Source organism: Hyphomicrobium sp. (genome assembly GCF_036262015.1).
Classification (GTDB): domain Bacteria; phylum Pseudomonadota; class Alphaproteobacteria; order Rhizobiales; family Hyphomicrobiaceae; genus Hyphomicrobium_C.
This window is the reverse complement of the sequence record NZ_DATAJR010000007.1, coordinates 271,101-288,028: the sequence shown is the minus strand read 5'-3', so window position 1 is coordinate 288,028 and position 16,928 is coordinate 271,101. Positions and strand designations below refer to the sequence as shown.

18 protein-coding genes are annotated in these 16,928 nt (G+C 58.8%); all 18 read left to right on the top strand.

The window, feature by feature from the left end:
* Positions 1 to 268: 268 nt before the first annotated feature.
* The gene (gene soxY / locus VHO05_RS08270; RefSeq protein ID WP_329646127.1) at positions 269 to 733 is read left to right on the top strand and encodes a thiosulfate oxidation carrier protein SoxY; all 465 of its coding nucleotides are present in this window, start codon (positions 269 to 271) and stop codon (positions 731 to 733) included.
* A 50-nt stretch (positions 734 to 783) separates the two neighbouring features.
* Entirely contained in the window at positions 784 to 1,113 is a 330-nt protein-coding gene (soxZ, locus tag VHO05_RS08265; RefSeq protein ID WP_329646126.1) for a thiosulfate oxidation carrier complex protein SoxZ, read from the top strand.
* 43 nt (positions 1,114 to 1,156) lie between these two features.
* Positions 1,157 to 2,848 carry a thiosulfohydrolase SoxB gene (soxB, locus tag VHO05_RS08260; RefSeq protein WP_329646125.1) on the top strand — a complete coding sequence of 564 codons (1,692 nt, stop codon included), beginning with the start codon at positions 1,157 to 1,159 and terminating at the stop codon, positions 2,846 to 2,848.
* 15 nt (positions 2,849 to 2,863) lie between these two features.
* Positions 2,864 to 4,159: a sulfite dehydrogenase gene (soxC, locus tag VHO05_RS08255; protein WP_329646124.1), complete on the top strand. Its 1,296-nt coding sequence runs from the start codon at positions 2,864 to 2,866 to the stop codon at positions 4,157 to 4,159.
* Positions 4,143 to 4,826, top strand: a complete 684-nt coding sequence (locus tag VHO05_RS08250; RefSeq protein WP_329646123.1) for a cytochrome c — start codon at positions 4,143 to 4,145, stop codon at positions 4,824 to 4,826. Before soxC ends, VHO05_RS08250 begins: the two co-directional genes overlap by 17 nt.
* 397 nt (positions 4,827 to 5,223) lie before the next feature.
* On the top strand, positions 5,224 to 6,507 hold the full coding sequence (locus tag VHO05_RS08245) for an NAD(P)/FAD-dependent oxidoreductase (protein ID WP_329646122.1): 1,284 nt from the start codon (positions 5,224 to 5,226) through the stop codon (positions 6,505 to 6,507).
* A 333-nt stretch (positions 6,508 to 6,840) separates the two neighbouring features.
* On the top strand, positions 6,841 to 7,035 hold the full coding sequence (locus VHO05_RS08240; protein WP_329646121.1) for a DUF2892 domain-containing protein: 195 nt from the start codon (positions 6,841 to 6,843) through the stop codon (positions 7,033 to 7,035).
* A gap of 13 nt (positions 7,036 to 7,048) precedes the next feature.
* Complete coding sequence (locus VHO05_RS08235) at positions 7,049 to 7,201, top strand: hypothetical protein (RefSeq protein ID WP_329646120.1); 153 nt, start codon at positions 7,049 to 7,051, stop codon at positions 7,199 to 7,201.
* A gap of 129 nt (positions 7,202 to 7,330) precedes the next feature.
* Complete coding sequence (locus tag VHO05_RS08230; protein ID WP_329646119.1) at positions 7,331 to 8,218, top strand: MBL fold metallo-hydrolase; 888 nt, start codon at positions 7,331 to 7,333, stop codon at positions 8,216 to 8,218.
* A gap of 37 nt (positions 8,219 to 8,255) precedes the next feature.
* Complete coding sequence (locus VHO05_RS08225; RefSeq protein WP_329646118.1) at positions 8,256 to 9,923, top strand: TIGR01244 family sulfur transferase; 1,668 nt, start codon at positions 8,256 to 8,258, stop codon at positions 9,921 to 9,923.
* Positions 9,893 to 10,705, top strand: a complete 813-nt coding sequence (locus tag VHO05_RS08220; protein WP_329646117.1) for a sulfite exporter TauE/SafE family protein — start codon at positions 9,893 to 9,895, stop codon at positions 10,703 to 10,705. Before VHO05_RS08225 ends, VHO05_RS08220 begins: the two co-directional genes overlap by 31 nt.
* 31 nt (positions 10,706 to 10,736) lie before the next feature.
* A complete protein-coding gene (locus tag VHO05_RS08215; RefSeq protein ID WP_329646116.1) occupies positions 10,737 to 11,327 on the top strand; it encodes a rhodanese-like domain-containing protein in 591 nt (196 codons plus the stop codon).
* A gap of 36 nt (positions 11,328 to 11,363) precedes the next feature.
* Positions 11,364 to 12,167, top strand: a complete 804-nt coding sequence (locus VHO05_RS08210; RefSeq protein ID WP_329646115.1) for a cytochrome c biogenesis protein CcdA — start codon at positions 11,364 to 11,366, stop codon at positions 12,165 to 12,167.
* Positions 12,168 to 12,344: 177 nt separating this feature from the next.
* On the top strand, positions 12,345 to 13,616 hold the full coding sequence (locus VHO05_RS08205) for a sensor histidine kinase (RefSeq protein WP_329646114.1): 1,272 nt from the start codon (positions 12,345 to 12,347) through the stop codon (positions 13,614 to 13,616).
* A complete protein-coding gene (locus VHO05_RS08200) occupies positions 13,606 to 14,223 on the top strand; it encodes a response regulator transcription factor (RefSeq protein ID WP_329646113.1) in 618 nt (205 codons plus the stop codon). Before VHO05_RS08205 ends, VHO05_RS08200 begins: the two co-directional genes overlap by 11 nt.
* 239 nt (positions 14,224 to 14,462) lie before the next feature.
* On the top strand, positions 14,463 to 15,002 hold the full coding sequence (locus tag VHO05_RS08195; protein ID WP_329646112.1) for an OsmC family protein: 540 nt from the start codon (positions 14,463 to 14,465) through the stop codon (positions 15,000 to 15,002).
* 2 nt (positions 15,003 to 15,004) lie between these two features.
* Positions 15,005 to 16,417 (top strand): dihydrolipoyl dehydrogenase, encoded by a 1,413-nt coding sequence (gene lpdA, locus VHO05_RS08190; protein WP_329646111.1) that lies wholly within the window; start codon positions 15,005 to 15,007, stop codon positions 16,415 to 16,417.
* A complete protein-coding gene (locus VHO05_RS08185; RefSeq protein ID WP_329646110.1) occupies positions 16,398 to 16,799 on the top strand; it encodes a glycine cleavage system protein GcvH in 402 nt (133 codons plus the stop codon). The genes lpdA and VHO05_RS08185 overlap by 20 nt, the downstream gene beginning before the upstream one ends.
* The last annotated feature ends 129 nt before the right edge of the window (positions 16,800 to 16,928 follow it).

The window sequence follows — 16,928 nt, the reverse complement described above, 5'->3', positions numbered from 1 at the left end:
TGCGTCTATTCAATCATTCAAATTTTGAATGTATGGCTGTGCGAGCTGAATATTTTTGCCTGACAAATTCGCAATAAAAATATCAAGAAACAGTGCGTTCCAGCTAATGTTCTCGTAACGCGCCTTAGAAAGGTAACTCTCATTTCAACGAGTTTGTGTCGTGCCGATCCAAGGGTCGGCCGGCCTCTTCGGGCGCGACAAATGCTGCGGAAATTGACGTGCCAACGCGTCAGAGCCGGGCAAGGGAAATCCAAGGGGTGCTGTTGGGATGCAGATTGAACAAGTTGTGCGAACGCGTCGCGAAGTTCTCGTCGCTGGTGCCGGGGCTGCAGCGCTCGCCGCGCTTCCGTGGACGCCGAGCTTGGCTGCAAGCGGCGAAGTCGATGCTCTGATCAAAAAAGTCGCGGGCGATTCGAAAATTAGCGAAGGTCGAATTTCGCTGGATCTCCCCGGCATCGCCGAGAACGGTTTGGTTGTGCCTTTGAATTTCTCGGTCGAAAGCCCGATGACGGCGGACGACTACGTCAAATCCGTTCATTTCTTCGCCGACGGAAATCCAAATCCCCAGGTGGCGGATTACACTTTTACGCCCCTAAGCCCAAAGGCAGCGGCGCAACTGAGAATTCGATTGGCGAAAACGCAAACCATCACCGCGCTCGCAATCATGTCCAGCGGTGAAGTGTTTTCCACCAAAAAAGAAGTGAAGGTCACGATCGGCGGCTGCGGCGGTTAGCGCTCGGCGAGGAACTCGCGATCGGATCGGTAGACCAGGGATACCTACACATGACATCGAAGGTTACGCCGCGCGTGCGGATGCCGGCTACGGCGAAAACGGGCGAAATCATTGAAGTGAAAACGCTGATCAGCCACGAGATGGAAAGTGGTCAGCGCAAAGATGCCGCCGGCAAGATTATTCCACGGCACATCATCAACAAGTTCACCGCGACGTTCAACGGTCAGGAAATTCTGAGTGCCGATTGGCATCCGGCAATCTCCGCCAATCCCTACCAGTCGTTTTCCGTGCGGGCGACGCAATCGGGAAAATTCGTCTTCAGTTGGTTTGATGACGACGGTTCCGTCTACACCTCCGAGCACCAGATCACGGTGTCCTGATGTGTGAGCGGAGATGGGCCACGGAATGCAAGAGAACACCTAGATGATCTCGCGACGCGAATTCATGACAGCGGCTTCGGCCACGGCGGCGTTGCTCGCGGGTAGCGGTGTTCCGCTCGGGCGTCTCGCGGCGGAGGGGCGTCTGACCCAGGACAATCTCCTGTCGTTTGATGCTACCGGCAATGTCACCCTGATCCACCTCACGGACCTGCACGCCCAGCTCGTGCCGATCTATTTTCGGGAGCCATCCGTCAATCTCGGTGTCGGCGACTCGAAGGGGCGCGTTCCGCATCTCACGGGCGGAGAGTTTCGGAAAGCGTTCAAGCTGAGCGATGGATCGGCGATGGCCTACGCGCTCACCGCCGATGACTTCGATGGTCTTGCACGTGGGTATGGCGCCATGGGCGGCCTCGATCGCGTCGCGACGGTTATCAAGGCGATCCGAGCCGAGCGGGGCGATCGCGTCCTGCTTCTTGATGGTGGCGATACTTGGACCAACAGCTGGACGTCGCTCAAAACCAAAGGGCAGGACGTGGTCGAGGCGATGGCTTTGCTGAAGCCGGATGCGATGACCGCTCATTGGGAGTTCACGCTTGGCGCAGAGCGCGTGCGAGAGCTCGTAGGTGGGCTCGATTATCCATTGCTGGCCCAGAATGTGCGCGAAAAGGAGTTCGAGGAAAAGGTCTTCGACGGATCGCGCATCTTCGAGCGGGGCGGTGCAAAGATCGGCGTTATTGGACAATCGTTTCCCTATACCCCCATCTCAAACCCGCGCTGGATGTTCCCCGACTGGACGTTTGGCCTTCGGGAGAAGGAGCTTGCGTCCGAGATTGAATCGCTGCGCGCCCAGGGCGCCGATCTTGTCGTTCTCCTTTCCCACAACGGCTTCGATGTCGACCGGAAATTAGCGGAGCGCGTGCAGGGACTGGACGTCATTCTGTCGGGTCATACGCATGACGCAGTGCCGGAAGTCACCCTCGTTGGGAAAACGCTTCTCGTCGCGTCCGGTTCGAACGGCAAATTCGTCTCGCGCCTGGATCTCGACGTACAGTCGAAACGCATCGCCGGATTCCGCTATCGGCTAATTCCCGTCTTTGCCGATGTCATAACGCCGGATGCGGAGATGAAGGCGCATATCGAGGCCGCGAGAGCGCCGTACGCAAACGAACTCGCGCGGGTGCTTGGCCATACGGATGGTCTGTTCTATCGCCGCGGGAACTTCGACGGCACACTAGACACGTTGATTTGCGATGCCATTTCCGAGCAGCGCGACGTGGAGATTTCATTGTCTCCGGGCGTACGTTGGGGGCCGAGCTTCCTGCCCGATAGCCCCATCACGTTCGAGGACATCACCAACGCCACCGCAATGAGCTATCCGGCTTGCTACCGAATGACAATGACCGGTGCGCGGCTCAAGGAGGTCTTTGAGGATGTCGCCGACAATATCTTCAACCCGGATCCATATCTTCAGCAGGGTGGCGACATGGTTCGCTGTGGCGGGCTTGGCTACACGATCGATATCGCCCAACCCATCGGCCGCCGTATCTCGAACCTGACCCTGCTGAGGACCGGAGAGCCGCTTGACGCGTCAAAGTCCTACACCGTTGGGGGGTGGGCGAGCGTCAACGAAGGGACCGAAGGTCCCCCGATCTGGGACGTCGTGTCCGACTACATCTCGAGCAAGAAAGTCGTGAGTGCCCGCACCAGCACGGCAGTCAACGTCAAAGGCGCGTGAGCGGTGGGGAAAGATATGAGCAAAAAAGGCGCGCCAGAGACAAGGTCCAGTTCCCGTCGTCAATTTCTCAAGTCGGCAGGATTGACTGGTGCGGTCATGGCAGCAGGGGCGAGATCGGCTTGGTCGCAAGCGGCCAACGCCGAGTCGAACCCTGAAAATCTGCCGCCGCATGTAGCGGATTGGTCAAAGTATCCGGGACAGGGCGTAGCCGACCGGCCATACGGAAAACCGTCCAAGTTCGAAGCGCATGTCGTGCGTCGCGACGTCGAATGGCTGACGGCGACGCGACAGAGTTCAGTCAACTTTACGCCGTGGCACGAGCTGGACGGCATCATTACGCCCAACGGCCTTTGCTTTGAGCGTCATCACGGTGGCGCTCCAGATATCAGCCCCGCCGACCACCGCCTCATGATCCATGGCTTGGTGGACAAGCCACTCATTTTCTCAATGAGCGACATCCTCCGCATGCCGCGTGTTAATCGCGTGTTCTTTCTCGAATGCGCGGCCAACAGTGGGATGGAATGGCGCGGACCGCAGCTCAATGGCTGCCAGTTCACCCACGGCATGATTCACAACGTGATGTACACGGGGGTACCGCTGAAGGTGGTGCTCAACGAGGTGGGGCTCAAGCCCAACGCCAAGTGGCTGCTCGTTGAAGGCGGTGATGCGGCGGGTATGAACCGTTCGCTTCCGATGGAGAAGGCGCTTGATGACTGCTTGCTCGCCTTCAAGATGAACGGAGAGGCGTTGCGACCGGAGCAGGGCTATCCGCTCCGTCTCGTCGTGCCGGGCTGGGAAGGCAACATCTGGGTCAAATGGCTTCGTCGCATCGAGGTTGGCGACAAACCCTGGCTCGCGCGCGAGGAGACGTCGAAATACACGGATTTGATGGCGGACGGGCGCGCGCGTCGCTTTACGTTCGTGATGGACGCCAAGTCGGTCATTACGAATCCGTCGCCCCAGGCGCCGTTGCGGTTCCGAGGACAGAACGTGCTGACAGGCATTGCTTGGTCGGGACGCGGTGCAATCACCCGGGTGGATGTAACCTTGGACGGCGGCCGGAACTGGCGAGAAGCCCGTATAGACGGCCCGGTGTTAGAGCGTTCGGTCACGCGCTTCTACGTCGACTTCGATTGGCAGGGCGAGGAGCTCCTCATCCAATCGCGCTGTCACGACTCGACGGGATATCTGCAGCCCACAAAGAACGAGTTGCGAGCCATACGTGGCGTGAACTCGATCTACCACAACAACGGAATCCAAACCTGGTTGGTGCGCGCCAATGGGGAAACAGAGAATGTGGAGATCTCCTGAGGTGCGGATCCTGGTCCTGAAAGTAGCGCTTGGCGCGCTCTTGCTCACGGTTCACACGGCTACGACTGCGCAGGCAGGCAAACCGTTGGGGCTCGGGACAACGGCGACGCCAGAGCAGATCGAAGGTTGGGATATCGATGTGCGTCCCGACGGCAAGGGGCTGCCGCTTGGCAAGGGCACGGCGTCCGAAGGCGAAGCCATTTTTCTCGAGCAATGTGCCGCGTGTCACGGGGATTTCGCGGAGGGTCGCGACCGGTGGCCGGTTCTCACCGGCGGGCACGGCTCACTCAAGGCGGACAGACCGGAAAAAACTATTGGCTCCTATTGGGAGTCTGCATCGACGATTTTCGACTACGTGCGGCGGGCGATGCCTTTCGGGAATGCGCAATCGCTAAGTCACGACGATCTCTATGCGCTGACAGCGTTTCTCCTCAACATGAATGACGTGATCAAGGACCCTGAGTTCGAGCTCAACCAAGACAACTTCACGACGATCAAGATGCCGAATGCGGATGGCTTCTACGACGATGACCGGGAAACAACGGAGCGTAAGTTCTGGAGCGCGCAAGCGTGCATGACGAACTGCAAGAGTGCCGTCGCAGTGACGGCGGAGGCAGCGATCCTCGACGTTACACCTGATTCGAAATCGGCTCCGAGTGTGGATTGAGCGAGGTTGCAGGACATGATCAGGCGCCCCGCTTTTGCGACGCTTCTTTTGGGCTCTATAGCAGCGACACCACCTTCGAATGTTGTCGCCGATGAGATGACCGAGTACGGCGCCTACTTGTCGGGTGAGTGCGTCACTTGTCATCGTTCAACGAACACCGGCAGTGGGCCGCCGCTGCTCGCGGGGCGATCCCGGAGCGATCTTCTCGAGGCATTGAGGGCTTTCAAAAGCGGCCAGCGTGCGAGCCCAGTAATGCAGAACATCGCTGCGAGGCTCGCTGAGGACGAGATGCTGGCTTTGACCGAATATTTTTCCTCTCTTCCGACATCGACGCCATGCCTACAGGCGTCGTCGTCTCAAGAACAACAGTGCTGAAATAGCAGGGAGGACGTCGCGCATGTCTCTTACACGTCGTCAGTTCAACGCAAAGCTCGGTCAAGCTGCGGCGGTAGCTGCTGCGTTCGGTATTCCGTCGGTTGCGCTTGGCAACAAGAAGGCCAAAATCGTTGTTGTCGGCGGTGGCGCCGGTGGAGCGACGGCGGCAAAATATATTGCCAAGGATGCGGCGGACACACTTGAAGTGATCCTGATCGAACCGGCTACGACCTACATCACATGCTTCCACTCAAATCTTGTACTGGGCGGTGTGAAGACGCTGGATGAGATTTCGCACACCTACGACAGGCTGGCGAGCGCGTACGGGCTGAAGCACATCCAGAAGCGGGCCAAGTCGATCGACAGAACGGCCAGGCGCGTCACGCTCGACGATGGCACGGCCGTAGACTACGACGCGCTCGTACTCTCGCCTGGAGTTGACCTCAAGTACGACAGCGTTCCGGGCTGGGGCAAGGAGCACGAGGAAGTAATGCCCCACGCGTGGAAGGCTGGTCCTCAAACTCTTCTTCTCAAGAGCAAGCTCGATGCAGTTCCGGACGGCGGTGTCATCTTGATGCTTGCGCCTCCCAATCCCTATCGGTGCCCGCCAGGTCCTTACGAGCGCGTTTCCATGATGGCGCACACGCTGAAACGCGCCGGAAAGACAAAGTGCAAGATTGTCATTCTTGATCCGAAGGAGAAGTTCTCGAAGCAGGCCCTCTTCATGGAGGGCTGGGACAAACACTACCCGGGCATGGTCGAATGGCTGAGCAAGGACATCTACGACGGCATCGAAAACGTCGACCCTGCCACGAACACCGTCGCAACAGGTTTCGAAACCTACAAGAATGCGGCGCTCGTCAATGTGATCCCCGCGCAAATGGCGGGTTCGATTGCGCGTGACGCGGGTCTTGCCAACGAGACAGGGTTCTGTCCGATAAATCCGGACACGATGCAATCGGCACTCGACCCAAACATCTATATCGTCGGCGACGCATGCATATCGGGTGATATGCCCAAATCGGCATTTGCCGCGAACAGCCAGGCGAAGGTCGCTGCCGCATCAGTGCGCGCACAGTTCGTTGGAAGCAAGAGTTTCCCTGCGCGCTATCAGAACATCTGCTGGAGCATGATCGACAGCGATGACTCGATCAAAGTGGGCGGTCGCTACGTCGCCAAGGACGGCAAGATATCGTCGATCGAAGACTTCGTGTCGAAAACGGGCGAGGACGCATCCGTGCGGAAAATGACGCAGACAGAGAACATGGGTTGGTACGAAGGAATTACGGCCGACATCTTTCTATAGATCGTCGGCAAGCCACGGCAGTTCACGGCAGCCCATAGAGTAATCCGCTCCAGCCTTCTCCCGGAGTCTGCGACTCGATCGGGCTCCTGACATCGCCGAGGTCCGGCGGTTTTCCCCTTGGGCCGCGTCGCTTGCTGACGTGGCCCAAGGGGCACTTTTCTCGGCAACGACACGTCGGAGCCCGCAATTGAAACAGGCTACTTGAAACAAGCATCGTGCGCGGAGGCGCTCTGAAAAGCAGGCCGAGGCAGCGTGAAACTCAATGTGACTTGGTCACAGACACTTCGGCCTGAAGGTCATACTCAAAGCCAAGACAACTATCGGAGCACGCCTATGAACTCAAACGTCGGCACTTGGGACCGCAATCTGCGGATCCTCTTGGGGATCGGCTTATTGGCGCTGGTGTTCGTCGGTCCGCAGACCCCTTGGGGTCTGCTCGGCTTGATCCCACTCGTGACGGGGCTGGCACGAGTCTGCCCCGTGTACAGCGTTGCAGGCGTCTCTACCTGCGGCAAACGAAACGCATAACCGGGGAAGAAAGATGCTCTCAATATTTTTCCTTCCGGGCGACCTGGTGTGCAACTGGGCTGGTCTTCCCGCGTCGAGCGATCATCGGATGATCCTGCGCTCTTTCATCAACATGATCGTATGGAGCGGCGCCGCGATTGGGGCCGCGCTTTGGATCTCGTTGTGAAATCCGCGAGGCGATCGCGTTCGCGACGGCTGAGGTCGTCAAGATGACTTTGATGCGAATGATCTCAATCGAGCTCGGCACAACCTACGAGCAGGCACGTCGTACCCGTTCTCAATTTGGAAGCTACCCATGATCCCACATTCCGTCGACCTGTGTGTGAAGCCGGACGTCACCGCATTCTTCGACGAGCAGACGAATACGGTCAGCTATGTCGTAAAAGACCCCCATTCCAACGCCTGTGCCGTGTTCGACAGCGTGATGGATATCGACTATGCGGCAGGCCGTGTCAGTTACGCATCGGCTGACAAGATCATAGAGTTCGTCGCGAAATCTGCTCTCAAAGTCGAATGGCTCATTGAGACTCATGCACACGCCGATCATCTTTCGGCTGCTCCCTATATCCAGAGCAAGCTCGGCGGCAAACTCGGCATTGGCGAGAACATTAAGGTCGTCCAGGAAGTTTTCGGGAAGGTCTTCAACGAAGGCACTGAGTTCCAGCGCGACGGCAGCCAGTTCGACCGCTTGTTCGAGGATGGCGACACCTACAACATCGGCGGCTTGACGGCGTTCGCAATGCTGACGCCGGGACACACACCAGCGTGCATGACGCATGTGGTCGGTGACGCGGCGTTCGTCGGCGATACGCTGTTTATGCCAGACGGAGGCACAGCACGCGCGGATTTTCCCGGCGGGGATGCCCGCGTCCTGTTCCACTCGATCAAACGCGTGCTCGAGCTGCCGCCCGAAACCCGTCTCTTCATGTGTCACGACTACGGCCCAGGAGGACGTCAGATCCGATGGGAGACCACCGTTGCCGAGGAGCGCGCGCACAACATCCACGTCCGTGATGGTGTGAGCGAGGATCAGTTCGTTCAGATGCGGGAGGCGAGGGATAAAACGCTCGCGTTGCCGAAGCTCATTATCCCGTCAATTCAAGTCAACATCCGGGGTGGAAATCTTCCGGAGCCGGACGAGGGCGGCAAACGCCATCTCAAAGTACCGATCAACGAGCTGTGATCGCCATCTCAGTCCTGATAATCAAGAGTTCAAAACAATGAATACAAAAAAGTTGTCTGACGCGGTCTCCGTCTCACCGCAAATCGCCGCCCATGATGTCGCAAAGATCGCGGCGCAAGGGTTCAGATCCATTGTATGCAACAGGCCGGACGGGGAAGGCAGCGATCAGCCTGTTTTTTCCGAGATCGAGGTCGCCGCGCGAGCGGCGGGTCTTGGAGTGCGTTACGTCCCTGTGGGGTCAGGAAAAGTCACGGACGAAGATGCGAGAGCCTTCGGCAAGGCGATGGCGGATTTACCGAAGCCTGTGCTTGCCTACTGCAGAACGGGCACCCGTTCGACCACGCTTTGGGCGTTGAATGAAGCAGCGACACGTCCGGCCGATGAAATCGCCAAGGCCGCCGCAGCGGCAGGGTTCGACGTATCGGGTGTCTTGAGCCGTGTCTCGAACGACGGCCGCATCGATACCGATCATCCAGCAGCAACGCACGACATCGTCATCGTCGGCGGAGGAGCAGCAGGGCTTGCTGTCGCCGCGAGCCTCTTGAGGCGCAAGCGGGGGCTCGACATCGCAGTTATCGATCCGGCTGACACGCATTATTACCAGCCGGGCTTCACCATGGTCGGCGGCGGCGTCTTCCGGAAGGAGGAAACGGCCAAGTCTATGGCCGCGCTTCTCCCGCGACGCGTGACATGGATCAAGGCTGCGGTTGCTGGCTTCGAGCCGGATGCCAACTGCGTCGTGATCGAGGGATGTCGCACCGTTCGCTACAAGCATTTGGTGGTATGCCCGGGAATAAAGCTCAACTGGGATGGCGTTGACGGACTTTCCGAAACGCTCGGGAAGAACGGCGTGACGTCCAACTACCGCTACGACCTCGCTCCTTATACTTGGGATCTTGTTCGGAACCTGCGCTCGGGGCGAGCGCTGTTTACGCAGCCGCCGATGCCGATCAAATGCGCCGGTGCCCCCCAGAAGGCTATGTACCTCTCTGCCGACCATTGGTTGAAGACAGGGCGTCTCAAAGACATCGACGTCGGATTCTACAATGCGGGCGGTGTGCTCTTCGGAGTTGCGGATTATGTGCCGGCCCTCATGGAGTATGTCGACCGCTATGACGCTACGCTCAATTTCAATCACACCTTGACTGCAATCGATGGAAATCGGCGTAAAGCGTGGTTCAAGAAGTCCTCGCCCGACGGCGTGACTGAGACGGTCGAAACGTCCTTCGACATGATCCACGTCTGCCCCCCGCAAATGGCGCCCGATTTCATCCGGTCGAGCCCGCTCGCGGATGCCGCGGGCTGGGTTGATGTCGATCATGCGACGCTCCGCCATAAGCGCTATCCCAACATCTTCGGGCTGGGCGATGCGGCGAGCACTCCGAACGCCAAGACGGCTGCCGCCGCCCGCAAGCAGGCGCCGGTCGTTGCCGAGAACATTCTTTTTGACAAGAAGCTGAGGCCCGCGCAATGCGCGTACGACGGCTATGGCTCGTGTCCGTTGACGGTCGAACGTGGGAAGATTGTGCTCGCGGAGTTCCTCTATGGCGGCAAAGTGGCACCGAGCTTCCCGACCTACATCATCGACGGCATGAAGCCATCGCGCACCGCATGGATGCTGAAGAAGCGCATTCTGCCACCCATCTATTGGAGAGCGATGCTCAAGGGGCGTGAATGGATGGCACGCCCGAAGGTCATGGCGTGATTCCATATCAGGACCTCCTCGCCACGGGCTCAGGAGCTCTCGTGGGATTTGTGCTCGGGCTCATCGGCGGTGGCGGATCGATCCTTGCCGTTCCACTCCTCGTCTATGTCGTTGGCGTGAGTTCGCCGCATGTGGCCATTGGGACCAGTGCCGTTGCAGTCGCCATCAGTGCCTTGGCCAATTTGGTCGGATACGCCAGGGCAGGGCGGGTCAAATGGCGTTGTGCTCTCGTGTTTGCGGCTGCAGGCACATCGGGGGCGGCGATCGGGTCGACGTTTGGCAAACGTTTCGACGGTGAACGGTTGCTTGTCCTGTTTGGAGTTTTGATGATCGCCGTTGCGCTATTGATGTTTCGGAGAGGTGGCGGCGAAGGCAACGTCGACGTGCGACTGACTCGCCGCACCGCGCCCCAACTCATGCCGCTCTTGATGGCATATGGTGTGAGCGTGGGTGCGCTTGCTGGGTTCTTTGGCATCGGTGGCGGATTTTTGGTGGTGCCGGGGATCTTGGCTGCCACCGGCATGCCGCTCATCTTCGCGATCGGATCCTCTCTCGTTTCGGTCTTCTCTTTCGGATTGACGACCGCGGGCAACTACGCACTTTCGGGTCTGATCGATTGGGTGTTGGTGGCATTTTTTATCGGCGGCGGCCTCGTTGGTGGAGTGGGCGGTCAAGTGGTCGCCAAGCGCCTCGCTGCGAAAAAGGAGGCACTCTCGACCGTATTCGCCTGCATTGTGGCTCTTGTCGGCGTGTATGTGGTGTGGCGAGGGATGTCTTTTTGAGCGCGTCGAAACGACAGAATGAGGTCTGGTTATGATCAAGCGTAGTGGTGTGGTCCTTGCGATGGCGGCGCTGGTGAGCGGGCTGCCGACGGTTGCGGTCGCGTCGAGCGACGTTCCAGCCGCGAAGCATACAGTGCTTGGAAAATATCTGAGTTCCAAGGAGGCGTATGAGCGGATCACGGGGGATCGCGCCAAAATCTTGTTTCTCGACGTGAGAACCGGCGGCGAGCTGATGTTCGTCGGCGGGACAAATGAGACGGACGCCGTGGTTCCTTTTGTCGAAATGAAGGAGCCGGTTGCATGGGACGACAAGAGCGGTCGCTTCCAGCTCGTTCCCAATGCGTCGTTTGTGACGGCTGTGGATGCCGCTCGCAACAAGAAGAGCTTGAGCAAGACAGACATGGTGATGGTCATGTGCCGATCGGGAGAGCGCAGCGCGAAAGCGGTGAACGCCCTCGCGGCGACTGGCTATACCAACGTCTGGAGCGTTCACGATGGTTTTGAAGGCGACCTCAGCAAGGAGGGACGGCGTACCCTCAATGGGTGGAAGAATGCTTCACTTCCGTGGTCCTACAAGCTCGACAAATCGAAGTTCCTTATCGGTTTTGGCCTTGGCAATTGAGATCACGACAAGACGTGGCAGAAGGAATTCGAGTTGATGTTGGCGGAAGCTCACCTCTATCTCGGCGTGGCGCTCGCCGGCCTCCTTAGCTTCCTGTCCCCCTGCGTGCTGCCGCTGGTGCCGCCGTATCTCGGTTATCTCGGCGGCACCACATTCGAGGAGCTGTCGAATGAGAAAGGGCTCGAACGCTCGGTATGGCGGCGCGTGGTGGCGGCCTCGGTTTTCTTTGTCCTTGGCTTCACAACGGTGTTCATGGCGCTGGGAGCCAGCGCCTCCGTCATCGGCCAGATTGTTCAGACGTGGCGGGCGGAACTGTCGATCGCAGCAGGCGTCGTCATCATCCTGTTCGGCCTTCACTTCCTGGGGGTGTTTCGCGTCCCCTTGCTGATGCGCGAGAAGCGCTATCATACGAACCGCGATGGCGCGGGTATCGCAGGTGCATACCTCATGGGGCTCGCGTTCGCCTTCGGCTGGACCCCATGCATTGGACCTATCCTATCGGCTGTGCTGGCGCTCGCCGCCAACGAGGCGAGTCTCGGCGCCGGTGTCCGCTTGCTGGCCGTCTACTCGCTGGGCCTCGGCGTTCCCTTCGTACTCGCTGCGGTTGCAATTCGGCCGTTCCTGTCCCTTATGCGGGGGCTCCGGCGTCATCTCGGACTGATGGAAAAGGTCATGGGTGCGCTATTGGTGCTCACCGGGATCGCGTTCCTCAATGTGGTTGACTGGTTTTCGATGCAGGCTCTGGGGCAGTGGCTGATTGAAACGTTCCCCGGGCTCGTGGGTGTCGAGGAATGGACGACACCGGGTCTGCAGCAGAATATACGTGGTTTGACGCAGTGACGAACTCGTAACGGTCAGCGGGCAGACGGGCGCACTTATAGACGTGCTCAATAAATAGAATCTCGGCGAGGAACTGATAGAACCACCTTCGCGATTCGCTAAAGTGACCCACTGTGTCCGCGGTCGCGTGACTGGGACCGTTTAAAGTCGTTGGTTCCTGGAGGGGGTTGTTACGAGATGCCATATTCGATCGAGTATGGAGTCGTTGGTCTCGTCATCATGATGCTTGTTGCGATGTCTGCCTACAGCGCATCGTTGCATGCCTCGCTCCGACGAACTCGGCAAGGCCTCGAGGCCGAAACGTCGAGCCGGCTGCAGGCCGAAGGCCGCCTCGCCGACAGCGAGCAGAGGCTGCTCCAAATCATCGCGACCGAGCCCGAGTGCGTGAAAATTCAGTCTTTCGACGGGGTCATTCTCGAGATGAATCCTGCAGGCTTGTCATTGGTCGATGCTGATCAACCTGGCGACATCGTCGGAACGTCCGTCTACCGCGTCATAGCCACGGAGTACCGTGAGCCCTACGAGGAAATGACACGGCGCGTGTTCTTGGGAGAGCGCGTCAAGCTGGAATTTCAGATCGTATCTCTAAAGGGGCGCCAGCGTTGGCTCGAAACCCATGCGGCGCCGCTGTGTGACCAGGACGGCGTGGTGACCGCGCTGCTCGGGATCACACGGGACATCAGCGACCTCAAACGGTACGAGGATGAGATCCGCTTGCACTACCGCGAGCTTTCCATCGCCTCGCGCCTGAACTCGATGGGTCAGATGGCGACTGCGCTCGCCCACGAGCTCAACCAGCCGCTGGCAGCGATAGCAAACTATTCGCGAGGATGCCTCTACCGGTTGGAAAGCGGATCGAAGGGATCGGACCTTAAGGGCGCGATGGAACATGTCTGCAAGCAGGCAGAACGCGCTGGGGACATTATCGCGAGTGTTCGCCGGTTCTTGTCGAAAAGCAACGCCACGTTCCATCGTCTGGATATGCGGGCTCTGGTGGCCGACGCACTCCGCATCATCGCGCCCGAAGCTCAGGCTCATCAGACAAAGATCTGCACCCGCGGCGTGAAGTCGATGCCGCCCGTCATGGGAGAAGCCATCCAGATCGAGCAGGTCATCCTCAACATTGTGCGCAACGCCATCGAAGCGATGGAAAGCAACGAGGCAAATCAGGCTAAGACAGTGACCATCAGCACGGAGCAAACCGAGACGGGTTATGTGCGGCTCCTCTTCGAGGACCGTGGGCCGGTCGTGCCTACCATCGATCCCGACCAGATGTTCGAGGCGTTTTTCACGACCAAGCCGACGGGCATGGGCATGGGGCTACCCATATCGAAATCGATTATCGAGGCTCATGGCGGGGTGCTGGGTGTTCGTACCAATGCGCCGGAGCCCGGCTTGACGTTCTTGATCGAACTGCCGCTGCTCGAGGGAGGGAATAGTGAAGGCTAACGAGTGGGTATTCGTCGTCGATGACGACAGGGCTGCCCGCGAGTCGTTAGAATATCTCCTGACCTCCGTCGGCTATCGGGTATGCACGTTTACCTCCGCAAACGAGTTCCTGCAGAGCTACGATGATCGCCTGGGCTGTGTGATCCTGGATGTGCGTATGCCAGGCATGAGCGGGCTGCAGCTTCAACTAGAGCTGCAGAAGCGACACTCACCGCTCGCCAGCATCGTCGTCACCGGACATGGTGATGTGCCCATGGCGGTGAGCGCCATGCGCCACGGTGCGGTCGACTTCCTGCAAAAGCCGTTTAACGACCAGGTGCTCCTGGAAAGGACGGAGGAGGCGCTCGCGCGGGCGCGGGGGCTCTACCGGGCCGAGGTTGCGCGTTCAGGAGTGGACGCCAGCTTCAACAAACTGACATGCCGGGAACGGGAAGTGGCCTGGCTCATCTACGCGGGCATGCCGAACAAGCGCATCGCCACAGAGCTCTCGTTGAGCTGCAAGACGGTCGAGGTTCACCGCGCCAACGTCATGGCGAAAATGTCGGCCCAATCCGTTGTGGATCTTGTCCAGAAGCTGGGCGTCCTTGTCACGCCAAAACCCAGCTAGTGGGCAACTACCGATCGATTTTTATCCTACACGCCCTCGCAATCAGGCACCAAGCTCATGCCTAGGGGCCGCGACAATGCACGCGGCGCGCGCGTCACGCCAACGCATGAAAGCATTCACGCGCGGCCCGCATAGGGAAAATCCCTAGGTGGGCAAGGTAAGCCCCCAATTGAGCGCGCTCGTCTGCACACGTAGCCTTTCCCCTACAAAAACATCACAAAAGTAGGAAGGAAACGTTCATGTCTAACGAGCACATCAAGAACACGCTGCTCGCCGCCATCGGCAACATCAAGGAAAATCCAGCGGGTGCGAAAGTGGTCTTCCGGGCCTCGACGCGCCTTGGTGACGGCATGCATTGCTTAGGCAAAGTCCGCGATTTTCCCGATATGAGCATCGATGAGCCGGCCGATCTTGGCGGCACCGACCATGGCCCCAACCCGGTCGAGATCGTACTCGTCGCGCTCGGGACGTGCCAGGAGATCGTATACCGCGCCTATGCGGCGGTACTTGGGATCGAGCTCGAAAGCGTTAAATGCGATCTTCGCGGATACATCGACCTTCGCGGCTTGTTCGGCATGCAGGACGGCGTTCCCGCAGGTTTCCAGAAGATCATCTTTGAAACCGAGGTGAAGAGCTCCGCGAGCCGCGAGGATCTCCAAAAACTGGCGCAGATCGTCGAAAAGCACTGCCCGGTGCTCAATACACTGCAGGCGCCCGTCGAGGTGTTGGGCAACGTCGTCATCAACGGGCAGCCCATGGCACTCGAGGCGACCGCTTGAACATGCGCCATATCGCTATTCTCGGCGGCGGACCTGCGGGGTACGTCGCCGCTTCTCACGCGGCGGCGCACGGTGCGCGCGTCACGTTGATCGATCCGAAGCCCTTGGGAGGAACGTGCCTGAATCAGGGTTGTGTTCCGACCAAGGTGCTCGTGGAAAGCTGCAGTCTGCTGGAGAAAGCGAAGAAGGGCGATACGTTTGGCCTTCGAATCCAGGGTGAGGTGTCGGCGGATTGGGGGGCCATCAATCGCCGGTCCGCCGACATCATCGCAATGCTCGGCCAGGGCATTGAGCGATTGATGGAGGACCGCAACGTCACCTGCATTCGCGGTTACGGTAGGTTCCTCGACGCGAAGACAATCCAGGTGAACGACGAGATTGTGCGGCCGGACACCGTTCTCATCTGCACAGGCTCCGTCCCCATGGCTGATCCCCAGTTCAATGTGGACGGTGAGGCCATAGGAACATCGGATGACCTGCTCGCTTGGGAAACACTCCCCAAATCGATCGTCATCGTAGGTTCGGGCATTATCGCGTGCGAGTTTGCGTTCATCCTCGACAGCTTGGGCGTCGAGGTAACCATTCTGGCCAGCGGATCGCGGGTGATGTCGGCAGCCGACCCGGACGTGACGGCGGTCCTGCAACGAGAGATGCGAAAGCGCAATATCCGCGTGCAGCTAAACTGCCGTGTGCAGTCTCTGCTGCACACGGCTAATGGGGTCAGCGCGATTTCCGATGGCCGCATCGCCTGCTCGGCGGAACGGGCGCTTGTTGCCGTCGGACGCAAGCCAAACTCCGCGCATCTCGGGCTCGCCCAGGCGGGTGTCAAGACGAACCAGTGGGGCGAGATCATCGTCGATGAGGTGCTGAAGACGAATGTTGAGGGCGTGTATGCCCCCGGCGACGTAAATGGCCGGTCCGGATTGGCGCATGCGGCTTCCGCGCAAGCGAAGCTCGCGGTTGACCATGCGCTGCGGCGGGAATTTTCACTTTTGTACGATCGGGCTATCCCGGTCGCTGTCTTTACGAGCCCGGAGATCGCCTGGGTGGGACGCACCGAGGGTGAGGCGCTGGCCGATGGCTTTGACGCCGGAACCGGAAAGTTCGATCTCAGGGGATTGGGACGCGCGCACGCGCTTGGAGAAATCGCCGGTTTTGCGAAAGTCGTTATCGACAAAAGATCGGGGGAGCTTCTCGGTCTTCATATCATCGGCCCGCATGCGGCCGAGATGATCCACGAGGGCGCGGTCGTCCTGCAGCGCAATGGGAAGGCGGCAGACTTATTTGCAACAGTCCATGCCCATCCCACGATTTCGGAGGGAATCCTGGAGGCTGTTGAAGACGTTCTTGGCCAGGCGACCCACAAACCGCTCGCGCCGAGACGAAAGGAGCAGAATGTCCTTCAATTCACCTGATGGATTGCGCTTTCACAGGGACCATCTCTGGGTCAAGCCGGCTGGCAATGAAAATGAAGGTGTCATCGGCTTATCGGACTTTGCGCAAAAGCAGTTGGGCAAAATCCTTTTCGTCGAGCTTCCGCGCACGGGAGAGCACCTGGAGGTCGGCGCAGCTTTTGGCACGGTGGAATCCTATAAGGTCGTTTCGGATCTAATTGCTCCCGCTTCGGGCGAGGTATTGGAAACAAACGTGAGCCTTAAGCAGGCAGCCGGATTGCTCAACGATGATTGCTACGGAGCGGGCTGGTTGGTGAGAATCAAGTTCTCCGAACTTGAAGATTTTTCCACTCTGTTCACGGCCGATTCGTATTCGATTTGGCTTGGAGATCGAGCGAAATAATCGGCCCGCTGACTGCAATCCTTTTAGGTGCAGCTTTGGAACTCGCAGCAACGGCACGGGGGCTTCCCGTGCCGTTTGCGTAGGCGTTCCATTTGCAAATTCTATGAATTCAATTCGTCGCTTGAATAA